The sequence below is a fragment of the Nitrosopumilus adriaticus genome, from assembly GCF_000956175.1.
Classification (GTDB): domain Archaea; phylum Thermoproteota; class Nitrososphaeria; order Nitrososphaerales; family Nitrosopumilaceae; genus Nitrosopumilus; species Nitrosopumilus adriaticus.
In genome coordinates this window covers 31,669-46,034 of sequence record NZ_CP011070.1, presented here as the reverse complement: position 1 = coordinate 46,034, position 14,366 = coordinate 31,669, and the positions used below count along the sequence as shown (strand labels likewise).

Annotated in this window: 20 protein-coding genes; 10 read left to right on the top strand and 10 right to left on the bottom strand. The window is 31.9% G+C overall.

Annotated elements, in window-relative coordinates:
* Window position 1: 1 nt before the first annotated feature.
* Window positions 2-1,459 carry a cation:proton antiporter gene (locus tag NADRNF5_RS00235; protein WP_048114461.1) on the bottom strand — a complete coding sequence of 486 codons (1,458 nt, stop codon included), beginning with the start codon at window positions 1,457-1,459 and terminating at the stop codon, window positions 2-4.
* A 116-nt stretch (window positions 1,460-1,575) separates the two neighbouring features.
* Between NADRNF5_RS00235 and NADRNF5_RS00230 the strand changes: the two genes are divergently transcribed.
* Entirely contained in the window at window positions 1,576-2,118 is a 543-nt protein-coding gene (locus tag NADRNF5_RS00230; protein WP_048114456.1) for a hemerythrin domain-containing protein, read from the top strand.
* A 37-nt stretch (window positions 2,119-2,155) separates the two neighbouring features.
* Complete coding sequence (gene cysC, locus NADRNF5_RS00225) at window positions 2,156-2,671, top strand: adenylyl-sulfate kinase (RefSeq protein ID WP_048114454.1); 516 nt, start codon at window positions 2,156-2,158, stop codon at window positions 2,669-2,671.
* Here cysC and NADRNF5_RS00220 read toward each other — a convergent pair.
* From NADRNF5_RS00220 to NADRNF5_RS00205, 4 genes are all read right to left on the bottom strand, one after another.
* Window positions 2,663-3,478, bottom strand: a complete 816-nt coding sequence (locus NADRNF5_RS00220; protein ID WP_048114452.1) for a 3'(2'),5'-bisphosphate nucleotidase CysQ family protein — start codon at window positions 3,476-3,478, stop codon at window positions 2,663-2,665. The genes cysC and NADRNF5_RS00220 overlap by 9 nt on opposite strands.
* A 9-nt stretch (window positions 3,479-3,487) precedes the next feature.
* Window positions 3,488-3,694: a hypothetical protein gene (locus NADRNF5_RS00215; RefSeq protein ID WP_048114445.1), complete on the bottom strand. Its 207-nt coding sequence runs from the start codon at window positions 3,692-3,694 to the stop codon at window positions 3,488-3,490.
* Between the two features lie 40 nt (window positions 3,695-3,734).
* Window positions 3,735-4,478: an SDR family NAD(P)-dependent oxidoreductase gene (locus NADRNF5_RS00210; RefSeq protein ID WP_048114444.1), complete on the bottom strand. Its 744-nt coding sequence runs from the start codon at window positions 4,476-4,478 to the stop codon at window positions 3,735-3,737.
* Window positions 4,479-4,742: 264 nt separating this feature from the next.
* The gene (locus NADRNF5_RS00205) at window positions 4,743-5,174 is read right to left on the bottom strand and encodes a hypothetical protein (protein ID WP_048114443.1); all 432 of its coding nucleotides are present in this window, start codon (window positions 5,172-5,174) and stop codon (window positions 4,743-4,745) included.
* Between the two features lie 218 nt (window positions 5,175-5,392).
* On the opposite strand from NADRNF5_RS00205, the gene NADRNF5_RS00200 reads away from it, so the two are divergent.
* Entirely contained in the window at window positions 5,393-6,040 is a 648-nt protein-coding gene (locus NADRNF5_RS00200; RefSeq protein ID WP_048114441.1) for a Snf7 family protein, read from the top strand.
* Between the two features lie 8 nt (window positions 6,041-6,048).
* On the opposite strand, the gene NADRNF5_RS00195 is transcribed toward NADRNF5_RS00200, so the two are convergent.
* Entirely contained in the window at window positions 6,049-6,516 is a 468-nt protein-coding gene (locus NADRNF5_RS00195) for a hypothetical protein (RefSeq protein WP_048114439.1), read from the bottom strand.
* Between the two features lie 79 nt (window positions 6,517-6,595).
* Window positions 6,596-7,279, bottom strand: a complete 684-nt coding sequence (locus tag NADRNF5_RS00190) for a hypothetical protein (protein WP_052661848.1) — start codon at window positions 7,277-7,279, stop codon at window positions 6,596-6,598.
* A gap of 318 nt (window positions 7,280-7,597) precedes the next feature.
* Here NADRNF5_RS00190 and NADRNF5_RS00180 point away from each other — a divergent pair, with 318 nt between their 5' ends.
* The 7 genes from NADRNF5_RS00180 (at window position 7,598) to NADRNF5_RS00150 (ending at window position 11,882) form a co-directional block, all read left to right on the top strand.
* On the top strand, window positions 7,598-7,885 hold the full coding sequence (locus tag NADRNF5_RS00180) for a winged helix-turn-helix domain-containing protein (RefSeq protein ID WP_179371730.1): 288 nt from the start codon (window positions 7,598-7,600) through the stop codon (window positions 7,883-7,885).
* A gap of 4 nt (window positions 7,886-7,889) precedes the next feature.
* Window positions 7,890-8,948, top strand: coding sequence for a helix-turn-helix transcriptional regulator (locus tag NADRNF5_RS00175; RefSeq protein WP_048114428.1), 1,059 nt, complete (start codon window positions 7,890-7,892; stop codon window positions 8,946-8,948).
* The gene (locus NADRNF5_RS00170) at window positions 8,945-9,973 is read left to right on the top strand and encodes a hypothetical protein (protein WP_048114426.1); all 1,029 of its coding nucleotides are present in this window, start codon (window positions 8,945-8,947) and stop codon (window positions 9,971-9,973) included. The genes NADRNF5_RS00175 and NADRNF5_RS00170 overlap by 4 nt, the downstream gene beginning before the upstream one ends.
* A 44-nt stretch (window positions 9,974-10,017) precedes the next feature.
* A complete protein-coding gene (locus NADRNF5_RS00165; protein WP_048114424.1) occupies window positions 10,018-10,212 on the top strand; it encodes a hypothetical protein in 195 nt (64 codons plus the stop codon).
* Between the two features lie 41 nt (window positions 10,213-10,253).
* Complete coding sequence (locus NADRNF5_RS00160; protein WP_048114421.1) at window positions 10,254-10,967, top strand: 7-carboxy-7-deazaguanine synthase QueE; 714 nt, start codon at window positions 10,254-10,256, stop codon at window positions 10,965-10,967.
* A gap of 62 nt (window positions 10,968-11,029) precedes the next feature.
* Window positions 11,030-11,587 (top strand): GTP cyclohydrolase I FolE, encoded by a 558-nt coding sequence (gene folE / locus NADRNF5_RS00155; protein WP_048114419.1) that lies wholly within the window; start codon window positions 11,030-11,032, stop codon window positions 11,585-11,587.
* Window positions 11,588-11,630: 43 nt separating this feature from the next.
* Window positions 11,631-11,882: a hypothetical protein gene (locus NADRNF5_RS00150; protein ID WP_048114417.1), complete on the top strand. Its 252-nt coding sequence runs from the start codon at window positions 11,631-11,633 to the stop codon at window positions 11,880-11,882.
* Window positions 11,883-11,884: 2 nt separating this feature from the next.
* Here NADRNF5_RS00150 and NADRNF5_RS00145 read toward each other — a convergent pair whose 3' ends face one another.
* Genes NADRNF5_RS00145 through NADRNF5_RS00135 form a run of 3 tightly spaced genes read right to left on the bottom strand, consistent with a single transcriptional unit; the run spans window position 11,885 to window position 14,251 of the window.
* Complete coding sequence (locus tag NADRNF5_RS00145; RefSeq protein WP_048114415.1) at window positions 11,885-12,559, bottom strand: 7-cyano-7-deazaguanine synthase; 675 nt, start codon at window positions 12,557-12,559, stop codon at window positions 11,885-11,887.
* Between the two features lie 13 nt (window positions 12,560-12,572).
* Window positions 12,573-13,493 (bottom strand): homoserine kinase, encoded by a 921-nt coding sequence (locus tag NADRNF5_RS00140; protein ID WP_048114413.1) that lies wholly within the window; start codon window positions 13,491-13,493, stop codon window positions 12,573-12,575.
* Entirely contained in the window at window positions 13,493-14,251 is a 759-nt protein-coding gene (locus tag NADRNF5_RS00135) for an ATP/GTP-binding protein (RefSeq protein WP_048118605.1), read from the bottom strand. Before NADRNF5_RS00135 ends, NADRNF5_RS00140 begins: the two co-directional genes overlap by 1 nt.
* Window positions 14,252-14,366: the final 115 nt, after the last annotated feature.

The following is a 14,366-nucleotide window of genomic DNA, read 5'->3' as shown; positions in this document are numbered from 1 at the left end:
TCTATTTTTGGGAATCTTCAGTCGGTTTAACAAAACCACCTCCAACTGATTTATCTAGATGATTATCAGCAAGTATTCCTTCATCTGACTCCCCCTCATCTGGTTTAACAAAACCACCCTCAACTGATTCAGGTGGAGGAATCTTCTTTGATTTTGCTAATCCAATTGTGGTAATTATTACAGATGATAAAATGATAAAGAAAACAAGTTGTGGATAGGCTTCTGCATTTGGTATTCCCATAGTTATTGGATAAGTAGCAAGAACTGCAGCTGCTAATCCTCTTGGAATCATAGCATTTGTGACTGCCCTATCTAAAAGTGAAAATCTCTTTGTCAGTGTTACTTTTCCAACAAATATTCTTCCAAAATAAACAGCGACCGTAATTAAAATTCCAAATATCATATACTCTATTTGTCCAAAACTTGCCATTAATCCAACAAATACAAAAAAGAATGATCTTACCAAGAATGTTAATTGATTATGTGTAGGATCATCCATCTCTATTTTTGGAAGCTTGAATCTTAGTATTTTTGAAAGATGTTTTTTATTTCCAACCATTAAACCAAACACTAGAGCTGTTAAAGCTCCTGATTCTCCAAATGAATTTGCCAAGAAAAATAAAACAAACAGAACCCCTAACGTCAACATGTATGCATGCTGAGCATTCCCAAGCTTTGTTGAAATATACATCCAAGGAATTCCTACACCAAATCCAAGAACTAAACCTACAATGATTGCCCTTCCAAGAGTTTGTTCTAATGTCTGCATATCAAAATGCCCTGCAAGCACTGCTTCAAATAATATGAATGCAATAATTGTCGCTAAAATATCAGTTAGTGCAGATTCAAAACTTAGCATAGATTTGGTCTCTTCAGATATTTTGATATTTCTAACAAGACCAAAAACAATTGCAGAACTACTTCCACCTACAATTGATCCTAGCAGAATACTTTCCAGCCATAACCACCCCAATGCATAATGAGCTGCAAATGTAATCATGGCAACAGATAGAATGAAACCTAAAACTGCTAATGTTACTGAAAAATGCGCAGTTCTAATAACATGTTTGATATCAAGATTTAATCCTCCATCAAACATGATGATTATTAGTGCAAGTGCTGCAAAGTATGGAACTACTTGAATAACAGCTTCTGGCTGAATTATACCAAACACTGGTCCAATAATTACTCCTAGAATCATTAAAAATGCAACATCAGGAATTCCAGTTTTTTTGAAGAATGCCTCACCTGCAACTCCTAGAAAAATTACAACTCCTGCAGCAAGCAAAATAACATGGGCTGAAGCAATAGGTCCATCTTGAATGGATAATGTACCTATAGAATTTTGTATTTCAGTCAGTTTGCTTAAAACTGAGTTAGAATCAAAATTTGATAGCGAAATCAAATCTTCTATTTGTCCTCTAAACAATTGCAATACCGATAAAATTATGGGATTCATTTGTGACTAGAATTATTCTTTTACAAAACGAAATTAAATCAGATTTATTTGATAATTTTAGCTCCTTGATTGATTTTAGATACACATTAAATCCACTATGAAAGTAAATTTCTTACTTGAGTGCTACAAATCAACTACGTGCTGATCATGATCAAGTTCGTCGTCTAGAAAAAATTGTATTCAAATGTTCTGCTGAACTCTATAAAGGCACCAAAATTCCATTTTCAGACCTGACAAAAATTACCATGGTGATTTCAGAATTCATAGATACTATCCATCACTCTAGGGAAGAAGATTCGTATTTCCCATGTGTTGCAAGCTATGATACTCTAAAAGAAGAAATTCGAAAATTTATGATAGAACATGAATTTGGAAGAAATATTGCACGACAAATATCACACCATCTAAAAAGATGGAAAAATGGTGAAGATGCCCAAGAACCTGTATCGAGATATTTGAGAACCTATGCTATTTTCTTAAATGATCATCTAAACAAAGAAAACAAATTTTTTGATGATGCAGAAGCTAATGTATTATCCAAAGAAGAAGAAATTGAAATGTATGAGCAATACAGATCTGTCTTTGCAATAGTAAAAAAGGTAGATGAAATGATTGCAGAGATTGATTATTTAGAAAATCAACCTTGGGCTAAAAATTAACGTAAGCTCTTTATGGGTTATTTTGATAATTTTGATTATGAAGCCTTTTGTTCTTTGGATGACTGGTCTACCTTGTTCAGGAAAGACTACCATCGTAAAAGATTTGCAAAATGATATTCCAAATTTGGCAATGCTTGATGGAGATGAACTTCGAGAATGGTTCTCTCCAAAAGATTTTTCAAAAGCTGGACGTGATGAGCATAACAAAAAAGTTGCTCATTTGGCAAAGCTTTTGCTAAATCATGGTGTTCCAAGTGTAGTATCTCTAGTTTCTCCATATTCTGAAAACAGAAAAAATGCCAGAGAAATTATTGATGCTGGAAACCAATTTGCAGAAGTTTATGTGAAATGCTCACTTGCAAAATGTGAAGAAAGAGATGTCAAGGGTATGTATGCCAAGGCACGAAAAGGAGAAATCAAGGGTTTTACAGGCATTGATGATCCTTATGAAGCACCTGAAAATGCTGATTTGGTAATTGATACAGAAAATGAACCTCTTTCTGATAGCGCAAGCAAAGTAAAGGACTTTCTTAAAGAAAGAAACCTACTCTAATTTTTTAAATTCTTCAATAATTTTATCATGAACTAATCCATTTGTTACTAAAATTCCATTTTGGTGATAAACCTCTTTGTTGTTGTATGTTATTTCATTTCCGGACATATCTGTCATTTTTCCTCCAGCTTCTGAAATTATACAATATGAAGCTGCAGAATCCCACTCTTTCATTTTATTTGTAGTAGTAATGTATGCTTCAGCTTCTCCCGAACTAATTTTTCCTACTTTTAATGAGCTACCAATACTAGTAAAAGCTTCAATACCTAATTTTTTGATAAATGATTTTTCCTTTTCTGACAAATGATGTCTTGATCCCACTGCTCTGCATTTTGAAAGATCTGAAACTTTAGTTACAGAAATTTTTCTCCATTCATCATTAGAATGTCTAAAGGCTCCTCTTCCTTTTTGTGCAATAAATAATGTTTTTTCTGTTGGCCAACCAATCACCCCAAGAATTGGTTTTTTATTTTTAATCAATCCAATCATAACTGTAAATTCACCTGTTTTATCAATAAAATCAGAAGTTCCATCAAGTGGATCTACTATCCAAATGGTATCTGCTGATAATCTATTAAGATCATCATTATCTTCTTCAGATAATATAGGATGATCCGTTTGGGATAAAATCTCTTTAATGATATCGTTACTTTTGATATCTGCCTCTGTAATTGGTGAATCATCACTTTTTGTAAAAGATTTAAAATCTTTCTGATAAATTTCTAAAATTGCTTTACTTGCCTTTTCAACAGCCTTGATAGCTATTTCTAATTCGGGAAGCTTATCTGTAATTGGAATGTCTTTCAATTGAAAAACCTAAGTTGTCAGCTCTGGCTTTAATGTCCAAGCAATTCCAAGAACAATAAATGGAATTGACATGACTCCAATAATTCCAAGAATGGTATTAAATTGCGATTCTGAAACTTCTGGATTATTCACAATCCATGGAAGTGGTAATGTAACAATTATCCAAATAATCCCTAAAAGTATAAACAATTTAGCCTTTGATTTTCTATCTTTCATCATTTTTCATGCTCCTGTGTTGTATTAAATTCATGTGAATTCATTTTATGGATTCTCCTCCATCCACAGCAAGAATTGCTCCTGTAGTCCATAATGCATCATCAGATGCAAAATACAACACAGCTTTTCCTACTTCCTCAGGTTGTCCAATTCTACCAATTGGATGCTCAGCATTCATGAAATCTTTGTCTTTTTTGGTTTTCAAAAATGGTTTTGTCATGTCTGTATCTACTACCCCTGGGCAAATACAATTTACACGGATCTTGTCTTTAGCATATTCAAGTGCCCAGCATTTTGTTAACAAAATCAATGCAGCTTTGGTTGCAGAATACGCATCAGCATTAAACCCTTGATATGCCTTTAATCCAGCATCTGATGAAATATTAATTATTGAACCTGATGTTTTTTGTAGATAAGGAATTACCTCTTTGGTAAACCTAAACTGTCCAGTAAGATTCACATCCAAAACTTCATTCCATTCATCTTCATCAATATCATGTAATTCCTTAATTTTTGGAAAAATTCCAGCATTATTTACTAGAATATCTATTTTCCCAAATTTTTCAACTGTTTTATCTACTGTATTTTTTACATCTTCTTTGTTTCTGATGTCAGCTACGATGCCAATAGAATTTGGAATATCTAATGATGCTTTCTCTAGTCTTTCCTGATTTTTTGCTGTAATTACCACCGTTGCCCCATTTTCTGATAAAATTTTGGCAGTGGCAAAACCTATTCCACGACTTCCACCTGTTACTATTGCAACTTTTCCAGATAATTTCAATAGTTTTTAGATTGAAAATCGTAATTTATACTTCAATAAACTCAAAATTAGGTATAAAATATTTTAAAAAATACATCATTTTTTTATAATAATTTACATAAAATTATAAATACTTAAAGTTACTATAATAGATGATGTCAATAGATATAATTTCTATCGACTAACACTGCGTAACCCCGCAGAACGTAAAAGGTAATCAGACATTTAGCATCTGAGAAAGAGAGGAAATCTCTCAAAGTTCTGCAATGAAGGGGTTTACGCCTCTTAATTTTCTAAAATATCTACGGACACAGAACCCATTGTATTTCCATTTGGATTAATCGTTATCAAAATTTCTTGGTTCTCTGAAATCCAAATATTTCCTTCTCCAACATAATTCCATGTAAAGTATTCAGATATTCCTGTTTGATGTAATGTACCTTCAAGGATAAAATCTTCAGAAAAATCAAATTTTTCTCCATTTAATTTAATTGATAATTTTTCTGGACTACTTCCATTTGGTACAAATCTAAAAGAATAATGGCCCTCATCAATAAAAAATGAATTTCTATAAGCCCCATCGGAATATAGACTAGGATCTGCCAGAGTTACATGAAATACAATATTTTTCTCATTCAAGGATTGATCTGAACCAAAATTTATCAGAAAAATACCAATGAGAACAGCTATCGGAATTATGAGAATTTTTTTGTTCACTAAAACGATTTCTACTAATCTATCTTAAAGATTTTAGAGTGACACTGTAAGATTGAGAAACTGTTTTCAATTTAAAATTGTCTTATTCCTTAGAATAATGGCAAAATCAGCCTCAAAAAGAGATGATTTCTAATGTTCATCTTTAGTTAGTAAAATTTAATGTACTGTTAACCATTATTTACACCTGAGATTAAGTACATATTCTAAAATCAGACTCAATGCCTAATTTATCTAAAGATTGGTCAAAGCAACCAAAGCCTACTATATCTGAAAAAATTAATGAGACGATCAAGCCTAAGGGTGCATTAAAACCAAGAGTTCAAGATGGAATAAAAAAAATTCAAATTCAAATTAAAAAATTAGATACAATGTTAAAAAATTTACAAGAACGTGATGCAAAACTATTTCAAAGAATTGTAGATGCAACACAAAAACATGATACCCAAACAACCAAAGTTCTAGGAAATGAACTGGCTGAAGTAAGAAAAGTTACTAAAATTTTGAGTGGTGCTAGAATAGCATTAGAGCAAATTGAATTACGGCTAACTACATGTAGTGATCTCGGAGATACAGTAGTTGCAATAATGCCAACTATGGGTCTGATGAAAAATCTAAAATCATCACTTGGAAAAATCATGCCCGGTGCTGAACAAGAAATTGGTCAAATGGCAGAAATGCTTGGAGGATTTATGACAGATAGTTTCTCAGGAGATTCAGCATTTGGAATAGATGCAACTACTAGTGCAGAGTCTGAGAGCATCCTAAAAGAAGCTGCTGCTGTTGCAGAAAGTACTACAGGTCAGATGTTCCCTTCAGTTCCTACTGGTACTCAAGAAGCAACTACAACAAGTTCAAAATTCTATTAATTGTAAAATTAATCAGATACTGATTCTCGGGATTCTTTAATTCTTTTAACTCTAGTACCTTCATCATCAATTACTCTATCTACATTTGATAGTTTTTCTCTCAACGAATTGATGATTGACCCGACCTCGTCTGCCTCATGTTCTACTTGTTGTCTTTTACTTGCAAGTTCCTTAATTCCTCTATTTTCCTCATCGATATACTCACTAACTTTTTGTAGTTTTTCTTTAAGATTCTTAATATCTACAGATTCCTCTTCAATGTCTTTTTCAAGTGAGGTTCTTTTATCTTTAAGATTTTTAATCATTAAACCAACATAATCTATTGCTTCCTCTAATTTTGCACGTTTTCCCATCAACTCCCCAATTCCAATCTCACTTGTAGATTCGACTGTTGACTTTGATTCTACAGATTCATCTGATTCCGTATTTTCTTTTACCATTTCTCCTCCTTCATCATTTTTGAATTTATCAAACATTTTATGATTTTCTTTTTAAAATGGGAATAAAAAGTTATTATGAATCTCAAAGCTGACCTTATGAATGATTTTTATTCAATTAAAGAAAATAATGATGATTATTTGCAAAAACTGAATTTCCAAATCCTTGGTTAGAATGAACTACTTTTTCTGAAAAATCACTCATAATTCCAATAGGTAAAAAATTCAAATTTTGAACTGTAGTTGTATTTTTTAATCCTAAAATTGTAAAATATAGGGATAATACATCTTGGTTCGTCTCTGCTAATTTTCCGGTAAATATGATTCTGAAATTAAGTTCCTCATCAAAGGCCGATTCTTGTATTACTTTATTGGATTCTCCATTTGATTCAAAGTTGAATTGACTTTCTCTAAAATTTAATATATCATTTGAGGAAATTTTCCACAGATTTTCTCCAACTTTCGAAGCTTTTCCATCAAAAAGGATGATTCCTGAGTGATATGCCTTATAATTTACATAAGCCCAACCTGTTGTTTGTCCATCTAAAGATAATTCCCTATGCATATCCTCCTCAGAAATGTTAGATGGTAAAGCATACTGTTGAACTTCTAACTTCCCATTTACTACTTTTTCAGTTAAAATTGTCCAAAGTCTATCTTTTCTTATATTTTCTGAATTTTCTAACTTGCTTTTTTCTTCCTGATTTTCTTCAGATTCTGCAAACGAGTAGTTAACAGATAATGTTGAACTAAAAAGCATCAAAAGGATTAGAATTACTTTGGATCTTTTTTGTGATTTCATTATGAGAATAGATTGTGAATATTATAGATTAGGGATGGCTACGAAACATCCTGTTCCTTATATACTAAATTTCAGCAAAACACTTGAAAATCTGGCAAAATTTTCCTAATTTTACAAAAATACGAAAAAATCATTTTTTTTAAGAAAATCATCTTTTTTTCAACTAATTTTCTAGGCATAATTTTCCCAAGAATTTTTCTCCCCCATCCATTTTCACAAAAAATCACAGTTTTTTTTACTGAAATGGGTGTTCCGCTTTGTGTTCCGCTACGAAGTTTCAAAATGTTCCTCATAAACTAATTAGTTCTATACTAGAGCATGTCAAAACAACAATACAGGTCCGAAATGGGCATAATGGGTGATATCTTAGACGTTACCGCCGATGGGGGTCGTAATGGAATCATTGTATCTGCAATATCTCGCAAAGCCAACCTATCTCACTACGCAGTACTAGACAAATGTGAGAAACTGGTAGAAGCAGGCTTAGTCGAATCCGTCAAAAATGATAGGAATAGAGTCTTTTTGATTACCGAAAAAGGACTTCAATTTTTCCAGGAATTTAAGAGGTTTCAGGGATTAGTAGAAAGCATGAATCTAAGGTATTGATCCAATGAATCCCGAAATCGTACCAATTCATAGAAAAGAGTTTCTTAGAGAAGATGGAATGCTTTTTGTAAGGACTGAGGGTATCCTCGAAACAATGGTTAAAGCACCTTTGATAATTGCTAGCTTAATCGTTGTCGCATTAGCGATGCCTATTCAGACCTCATTCAGCTCTACTCGAATTTTAGATATTACAGTTTATTCAGATGGTTCTGCGCATATATCATCACAATTAGAGGTGGATCCTTTAGATCCAGATTTTGAGGTTAATCTATTTGGTCCCTCCATTGATAATTTTGTAGCAGTTGGCGAAAATGGTTTTTTATTATCTAGTGAAATAATTGATAATAAAGTAACAATCGATACTTTTGGAACATCTTCTATTACAATTGATTATGACATTCATGACTTAATTTCCAAAGAAGGAAGAGTTTGGACTTTTTCCCTTAATTCACCAACTGATTATTCATTATTAATGCCAGCAAACTCAATAATTGTTGGTATGAATGCATTGCCATCAAATATGGTTATTGTAAATGATCAAACTCAGTTAGAACTAAGTACTGGATTATCGGAAATTAATTATATTCTTGGTACCTCAAACCCACCAGTAACAAACCCACCAGTAACAAACCCACCAGTAACAAACCCACCAGTAACAAATACTGAAGAGTCTACTGCTGATATTTTTACACTTTCAGTTATTGGTGTATCCATTACTGCAGCTGTAGTTGGAGCAATTTTTATGGTTAAAAGAAAAGCAAAATCATCTTCAGCTATTCAAAACGAAATCACTGAATCTAAAATAAAATCTAATTCTAATGATCCTGAAACAATTTTCAATCTAAGACCTGAAATGCGTGAGGATGATAAAGAAATTATTAAATTCATTTCTCAAAATGGTGGTCAGGTTTTAGAAAGTGATTTAAGAAAAAAATTCCTTCAACCAAGAACTACTATGTGGAGAGCAGTTAAACGACTAGAAAGACAAGGAGTGATTGAAATTTCTAAAAAAGACTTACAAAACCTAGTTAAACTAAAAACAGAATTGGAGGAAGAAGAATGAAAAACATAGTTACTTTTGCATTATTAATTTTAGTTGTTAGTATGGTTTTTGGTGGACCAATAAGTAATGTTTATGCTCAGGATGATTCAAAAATCCTCCTTAAACTCGCAAAGCGTGCACAAAACCAAGTTCAAAATCAAATTTCTTCTGAATCTCCAGATAAAATAAAAAGATTATTTGAAGAAGGAGTTCAAAATGTCAATTCACTTGAAAAGGCAATTAGAAATAATGATGCTGATGCTGCAAAAAAACATTTTCTTACTGCAATGAAGATTTTTACTCAAATTTCTAGAGTGTCATCATCAGATGTGACTAAAGAATCAACACCAGAAGTTGCAGCAAAAACAACATCTGATTCTGTAAGATCAACTGTTAAAGATCCATCAAATGATCTTCAAAGATTACAAATTTATGTAAATAGTCTAAAAACGATTGCTAAAAAATACGATGCCCCAATTGATTTCTCTGAACTTGATAATTTATTTAGATTATCTAAACAACAAATCAACAATAATCAATTTGCTTTAGCGTTAGAAACACTTCAGAAAATTAAAGAAATCATTGTAGAAGTCAATAAAGAAATTAGAGATGAGGCATCAAAAAAAGAATCTCAGCGTGCTAAAGAGTATGCCCAAAAATATCTAGAGCAATTAGATAGATTAATTGAAAATGCCAAAAAACAGGGCTTATCTGATGAAATAATCAAAAAATTAGAAAATGCCAGAGAAAAACTCTCTTCAGCAGATAATCCAAATGATATCATCAAAGAAATTAGAGAAATCTTGTCAATAAAGAAACAGTTTGAATTAACAAAAAATGATAGACTTGAATCCAGAGTATTACAAGTTGAAAAAACCATATCTCGATTATCTCAAATGGATGGAGTAGATGAAAATGATTTGATACATGCCAGAGATACGCTTCAAAGTATTAAACGTCATTTGTATGATGGAGAATTTGATACAGCCAATGAACTTTTGAGAGATTTGGCAAAACAATTACAAGAAATTAAAAATTCGCGCTAATACTCATCATAAACTTCATATACATTTTCTAATCAGCATTGTGCATGGCTTCTAAAGCAATAGTTGTTGGAGTAGGCATTCCTATGATTATTGTTGGTGCTTTGATGGCTTGGCTATGGGCTCCATCAGAAGTAACATATCAAAATCAAGTAGAACTTGTTGGAAGTACTATTGGAATTTTAGGAGTAATATTTTTCATCTCTGGATTGTTTTATAGAAAAGAACCAGTCATGCATTAGAACATCATTGAATAAATAATGAAAAAAATTACGGTTATTACTTGAAAGTAAGATTATTTGAAATATTTACATCAGTTGAAGGAGAAGGAATTCTTTATGGGACAAAGACTCTGTTTGTTAGACTTGCAGGATGTCCTTTTACCTGTTTTTATTGTGACACTAAAGAATCTCTTCCACTTGACTCTGGAACGGAATATTCAATCGAAGAAGCAAATCAACTAATTGATACGAATCTTAAAAACCAAACTTACAAAGTAAATTTCACTGGAGGTGATCCACTAATTCAACATCAGGCCGTAGCTTTACTTGCAAAACATATCCAAGATAAAAAAATTCCTACATATCTTGAATCTTCATGTTTTGATATTGATAGATTCAATCATGTGTTACCGTTTATTGATATTGTTAAAATTGAATTTAAAACAAAAGATTCTGATTTTGTAGATTCTCAACACTATGAAAAATTAATTGGACATACAATGAAATGTCTAAAATCATCAATACAAGCAAAAAAAACAACATATATCAAAATTGTTGTTAGCTCTAAGACAAAGCTAGAGGAATTTAAAGAATTAACCAATGAAATTTTTAAAATTGTTTCTAAAGATGATATAGATGGATTTATCATTCAACCAACATATGGTGTTTCTGAGCCATCATTGGAACTACTATTGAATTTGTATGATATTGTATATCCACATTATATTGAAGTAAAGGTTGTTCCTCAATTACACAAATTTATTGGAGCTCCATAGCGTTAGCACCTGACTAAAAATCTAATTAGGTTCAAATACTAGAAAAATTCTGTGAGAATAACATGGACAAAGAACGTGTAGAAAAACTAGTTAGAGAACTAATTATTGAAATTGGTGAAGATCCTACACGTGAGGGCCTACGAGAAACTCCCGACAGAATTGCAAATATGTACAAAGAAATCTTTGAAGGATATGACTCTGATTCAGAATTATCCGTACAATTTTCAGAAGATTCTGATGTTGTAATTGCTCGTGATATTCAATTTTATTCGATGTGCGAACACCACATGTTGCCATTTTTCGGAAAAATTCACATTGCTTATTCTCCAAATGGAAGAGTATTTGGAATTTCAAAACTTGTTAGATTGGTTGAAAAATACTCAAAGAGATTACAAATTCAGGAACGATTAACAAAGAATATTGCAGATGAATTGTTCGCTCAAGGTGTTAAAGGCGTAGTTGTTTTAGCTGATGCAGAACATCTATGTATGAAAATGCGTGGTGTTAGAAATGACGCAACACTTTCTTCGTCAGCATTTAGAGGAATTTATGAGAAGAAAGAAGAAAAAGCTGGAATAATGACACTCATTAGAAAACGTGCCTCAGACTCTTCTTTCTAAGGTATAGTGAAAAATTAAATAATCAACATATTTCATTACCATCATGGGAGTAAATCCATATATCCATATTCCAAAAGAATCTTGGCCTAGTTGGACATGGTATGCAATTGAATGCATTATTGTTTTGGCAATATCTTTGGTAGCATCAAGTAAAATTACTGATTCCTTTGAAGGACTTGATCCACAAACACAAAACTATATGTTCTTGGGAATCGCTGGATTGATTTTCTTAGCTTGGTATATTGGAATAAGAGGTTTTATTCTAAAAAAGAAAATTCTTGAAAATAGATACTAGAATTATTTTAGATATCTTGTTTTATCATTAATACCTGCTTTTTTAAATGCAATTTTTCTATTATTGCAAGATTCACAAATCCCGCAATGAAATTTTTTATTTGCATAACAACTCCAAGTTTTAAAAATAGAATCTCCCAAAACTTTCATTCCAGATTTTAATAAATCACTTTTTGATAATCCTTTTCGATAAGGAGACCAAATTTCTATATTCTTTCGAATTTTCGATTTAATTCCATCTGTTTCACCTTCATTAAATGCTGCTTCTAGTTTTTTTGCAAAATTTGGTCTACAATCAGGATAATGTTGATCACCTGTATGTGCGCCATATGCAACTAGTTGTGCATTTAAGGTAAAAGCCCAAGCAGACGCAATCGATAGAAATACTGCATTTCTAATTGGAACTACTATTGAATACTCAAATTTACTTGGAATTTTCTTTTTTGAGCTAGTTAATACATTAGAATTCCCATACAAGTCTTTCATAAATCCAATATCAATTATTTTATGCTGCTTTAATCCTAGTTTTTTTGCAAACGTTTTTGCAGCAGAAATTTCGTTACTTGCCTTTTGTCCATATGAAAATGTAATTCCATATAATTCATATTTTGACTTTAAAAATGAAACTGAACAAACAGAATCTACTCCTCCGCTAAATACTATTACTGCTTTTTTCATATTATTTCAATAATCACTTTTTCTTAATAGATGCACCTTTACTTGGTTTACAGATAATTGTTTGACATTCAGTATTGGCAGAAGTAAATCCTTTAGACATTGCCAAACTAATTTTTTTCAAATTAGCAGATTTTTCTGAAAATGCAATAATTGATGGTCCTGCGCCACTAATTGTGACACCAAATGCACCTGCCTTTAGTGCATTTTGCTTTACTTTAGCATAACCTGGGATCATATGCTGTCTAGCTGGTTCAACTATTACATCCTTGACTGAATTACCAATCATCTTTGGATCTTTTTTCATAAATCCTGCAACAATTGCAGATGCATTTGATAAATTCAAAATACTGTCAGTTAATTTCACTTTATTTGGAATTACTCCTCTTGACACCTTGGTTTTCTTTTTTGGTACAACAAGTTTTGGAACTGCAACACACATTCGAAGATTAATTGGCGGATCTATTCGAATTACATCTAAAGGATTGGTCTTAACTATAACAAATCCACCTAAAACTGATGCGGCTACATTATCATAGTGAATTGTTCCAGCACTAGCTTTTTCACCAGAACCTGCATATTCCACCAAAGTGTTCCCATCAAGTTTTAGTCCAAATAATTTGTCAAATGCTATTGCAGTTGCAGCCGCTGATGCAGCACTACTGCCCATTCCAAACCCTGCAGGAATTCCTTTTTTAATTTTAATTTCAATACCGCTTTTAATTCTAAATTTTTTTTTCATATTTTTTACTACTAATCCTGCAGTATTGTTTTCAGGGCTTGTTGGAATATTATCTTCAGTAGTTATTGTAATCCCACTTTTAGTTTTGGTTAATGTAATTTCATCATAAAATGCATCAATTGCTAATCCAAATACATCAAAACCTGGTCCTAAATTGGCAGTAGATGATGGTGCTTTTACTGATATTGATTTCATTAATCTTCTACTTCCTCGCCCAAATTAAGAATTCTGCTCAAAGCACCTTCAAGATTTACTAAACCATCTCCTGTTACATTAGAAATTGGGATTAAACCCTGTGCAAATCCTCCTAAATTTAATCCTCGTAAAATACTCGTTGTTAATGTGTAGGTATCACCATCTGCCTCTTTAGAAATTGCATTCTCTAAAGTATTCAAATTTGTAGACCATTGTAGAATTTGTTTTAATCTATCTTCAATAAGATCTGTTTTTGTTACTACATTAATTGTAGGTAAATTCAAACGTAATCTTATTGATGTTGCAAGAAGTGCAATTGACACAAAATTAACAGGAGTAGTGATCAAAGCTCCATCAAAAAGAAAAATATTTGTTTTTTCATCTGATGAAATATTATCTACAAGAAAACGACCGCTAGAACGATATGCAAATAGTTCTATTTGACCAGGAGTATCAACAATTAGATAATCTGGATTTATTCTATTTACTTCATTTTGAATATCGTCAATTTTAGATGCAATCAAATCACTTGCCATAATCATTGCACCGTTTGGGCCAAGTTCATATTGATTCATTATTGATACAATGTCCACATAATCTCTAACATCGACATCACAGGTATAGGGCATACTTTCTACTCCTGGATCCAAATTCAAGACGGCAGCAAAAGCACCATTTTTTGTATAATAATCCAATAATTTTGATGTAAGCAATGATTTTCCAGAACCAGCAGTACCAGAAACAAAAATAGTTTTCAAACCTGTCTGGTTCTTTATTTGCTTATATTTCAAACTAACTTGATGATCTATTTTTATAATAAATTCCAAATTGGCATTTAATTTTTTAACAAAATTCCACTTTCTCTTTATCTCA

Bases quoted from the DNA above. Each gene is read 5' to 3' on its own strand.
- NADRNF5_RS00235 (WP_048114461.1), bottom strand. From the start codon at position 1,459: ATGAATCCCATAATTTTATCGGTATTGCAATTGTTTAGAGGACAAATA.
- cysC (WP_048114454.1), top strand. From the start codon at position 2,156: ATGAAGCCTTTTGTTCTTTGGATGACTGGTCTACCTTGTTCAGGAAAG.
- NADRNF5_RS00215 (WP_048114445.1), bottom strand. From the start codon at position 3,694: ATGAAAGATAGAAAATCAAAGGCTAAATTGTTTATACTTTTAGGGATT.
- NADRNF5_RS00200 (WP_048114441.1), top strand. From the start codon at position 5,393: ATGCCTAATTTATCTAAAGATTGGTCAAAGCAACCAAAGCCTACTATA.
- NADRNF5_RS00195 (WP_048114439.1), bottom strand. From the start codon at position 6,516: ATGTTTGATAAATTCAAAAATGATGAAGGAGGAGAAATGGTAAAAGAA.
- NADRNF5_RS00190 (WP_052661848.1), bottom strand. From the start codon at position 7,279: ATGAAATCACAAAAAAGATCCAAAGTAATTCTAATCCTTTTGATGCTT.
- NADRNF5_RS00180 (WP_179371730.1), top strand. From the start codon at position 7,598: ATGTCAAAACAACAATACAGGTCCGAAATGGGCATAATGGGTGATATC.
- NADRNF5_RS00175 (WP_048114428.1), top strand. From the start codon at position 7,890: ATGAATCCCGAAATCGTACCAATTCATAGAAAAGAGTTTCTTAGAGAA.
- NADRNF5_RS00170 (WP_048114426.1), top strand. From the start codon at position 8,945: ATGAAAAACATAGTTACTTTTGCATTATTAATTTTAGTTGTTAGTATG.
- NADRNF5_RS00165 (WP_048114424.1), top strand. From the start codon at position 10,018: ATGGCTTCTAAAGCAATAGTTGTTGGAGTAGGCATTCCTATGATTATT.
- folE (WP_048114419.1), top strand. From the start codon at position 11,030: ATGGACAAAGAACGTGTAGAAAAACTAGTTAGAGAACTAATTATTGAA.
- NADRNF5_RS00150 (WP_048114417.1), top strand. From the start codon at position 11,631: ATGGGAGTAAATCCATATATCCATATTCCAAAAGAATCTTGGCCTAGT.
- NADRNF5_RS00145 (WP_048114415.1), bottom strand. From the start codon at position 12,559: ATGAAAAAAGCAGTAATAGTATTTAGCGGAGGAGTAGATTCTGTTTGT.
- NADRNF5_RS00140 (WP_048114413.1), bottom strand. From the start codon at position 13,493: ATGAAATCAATATCAGTAAAAGCACCATCATCTACTGCCAATTTAGGA.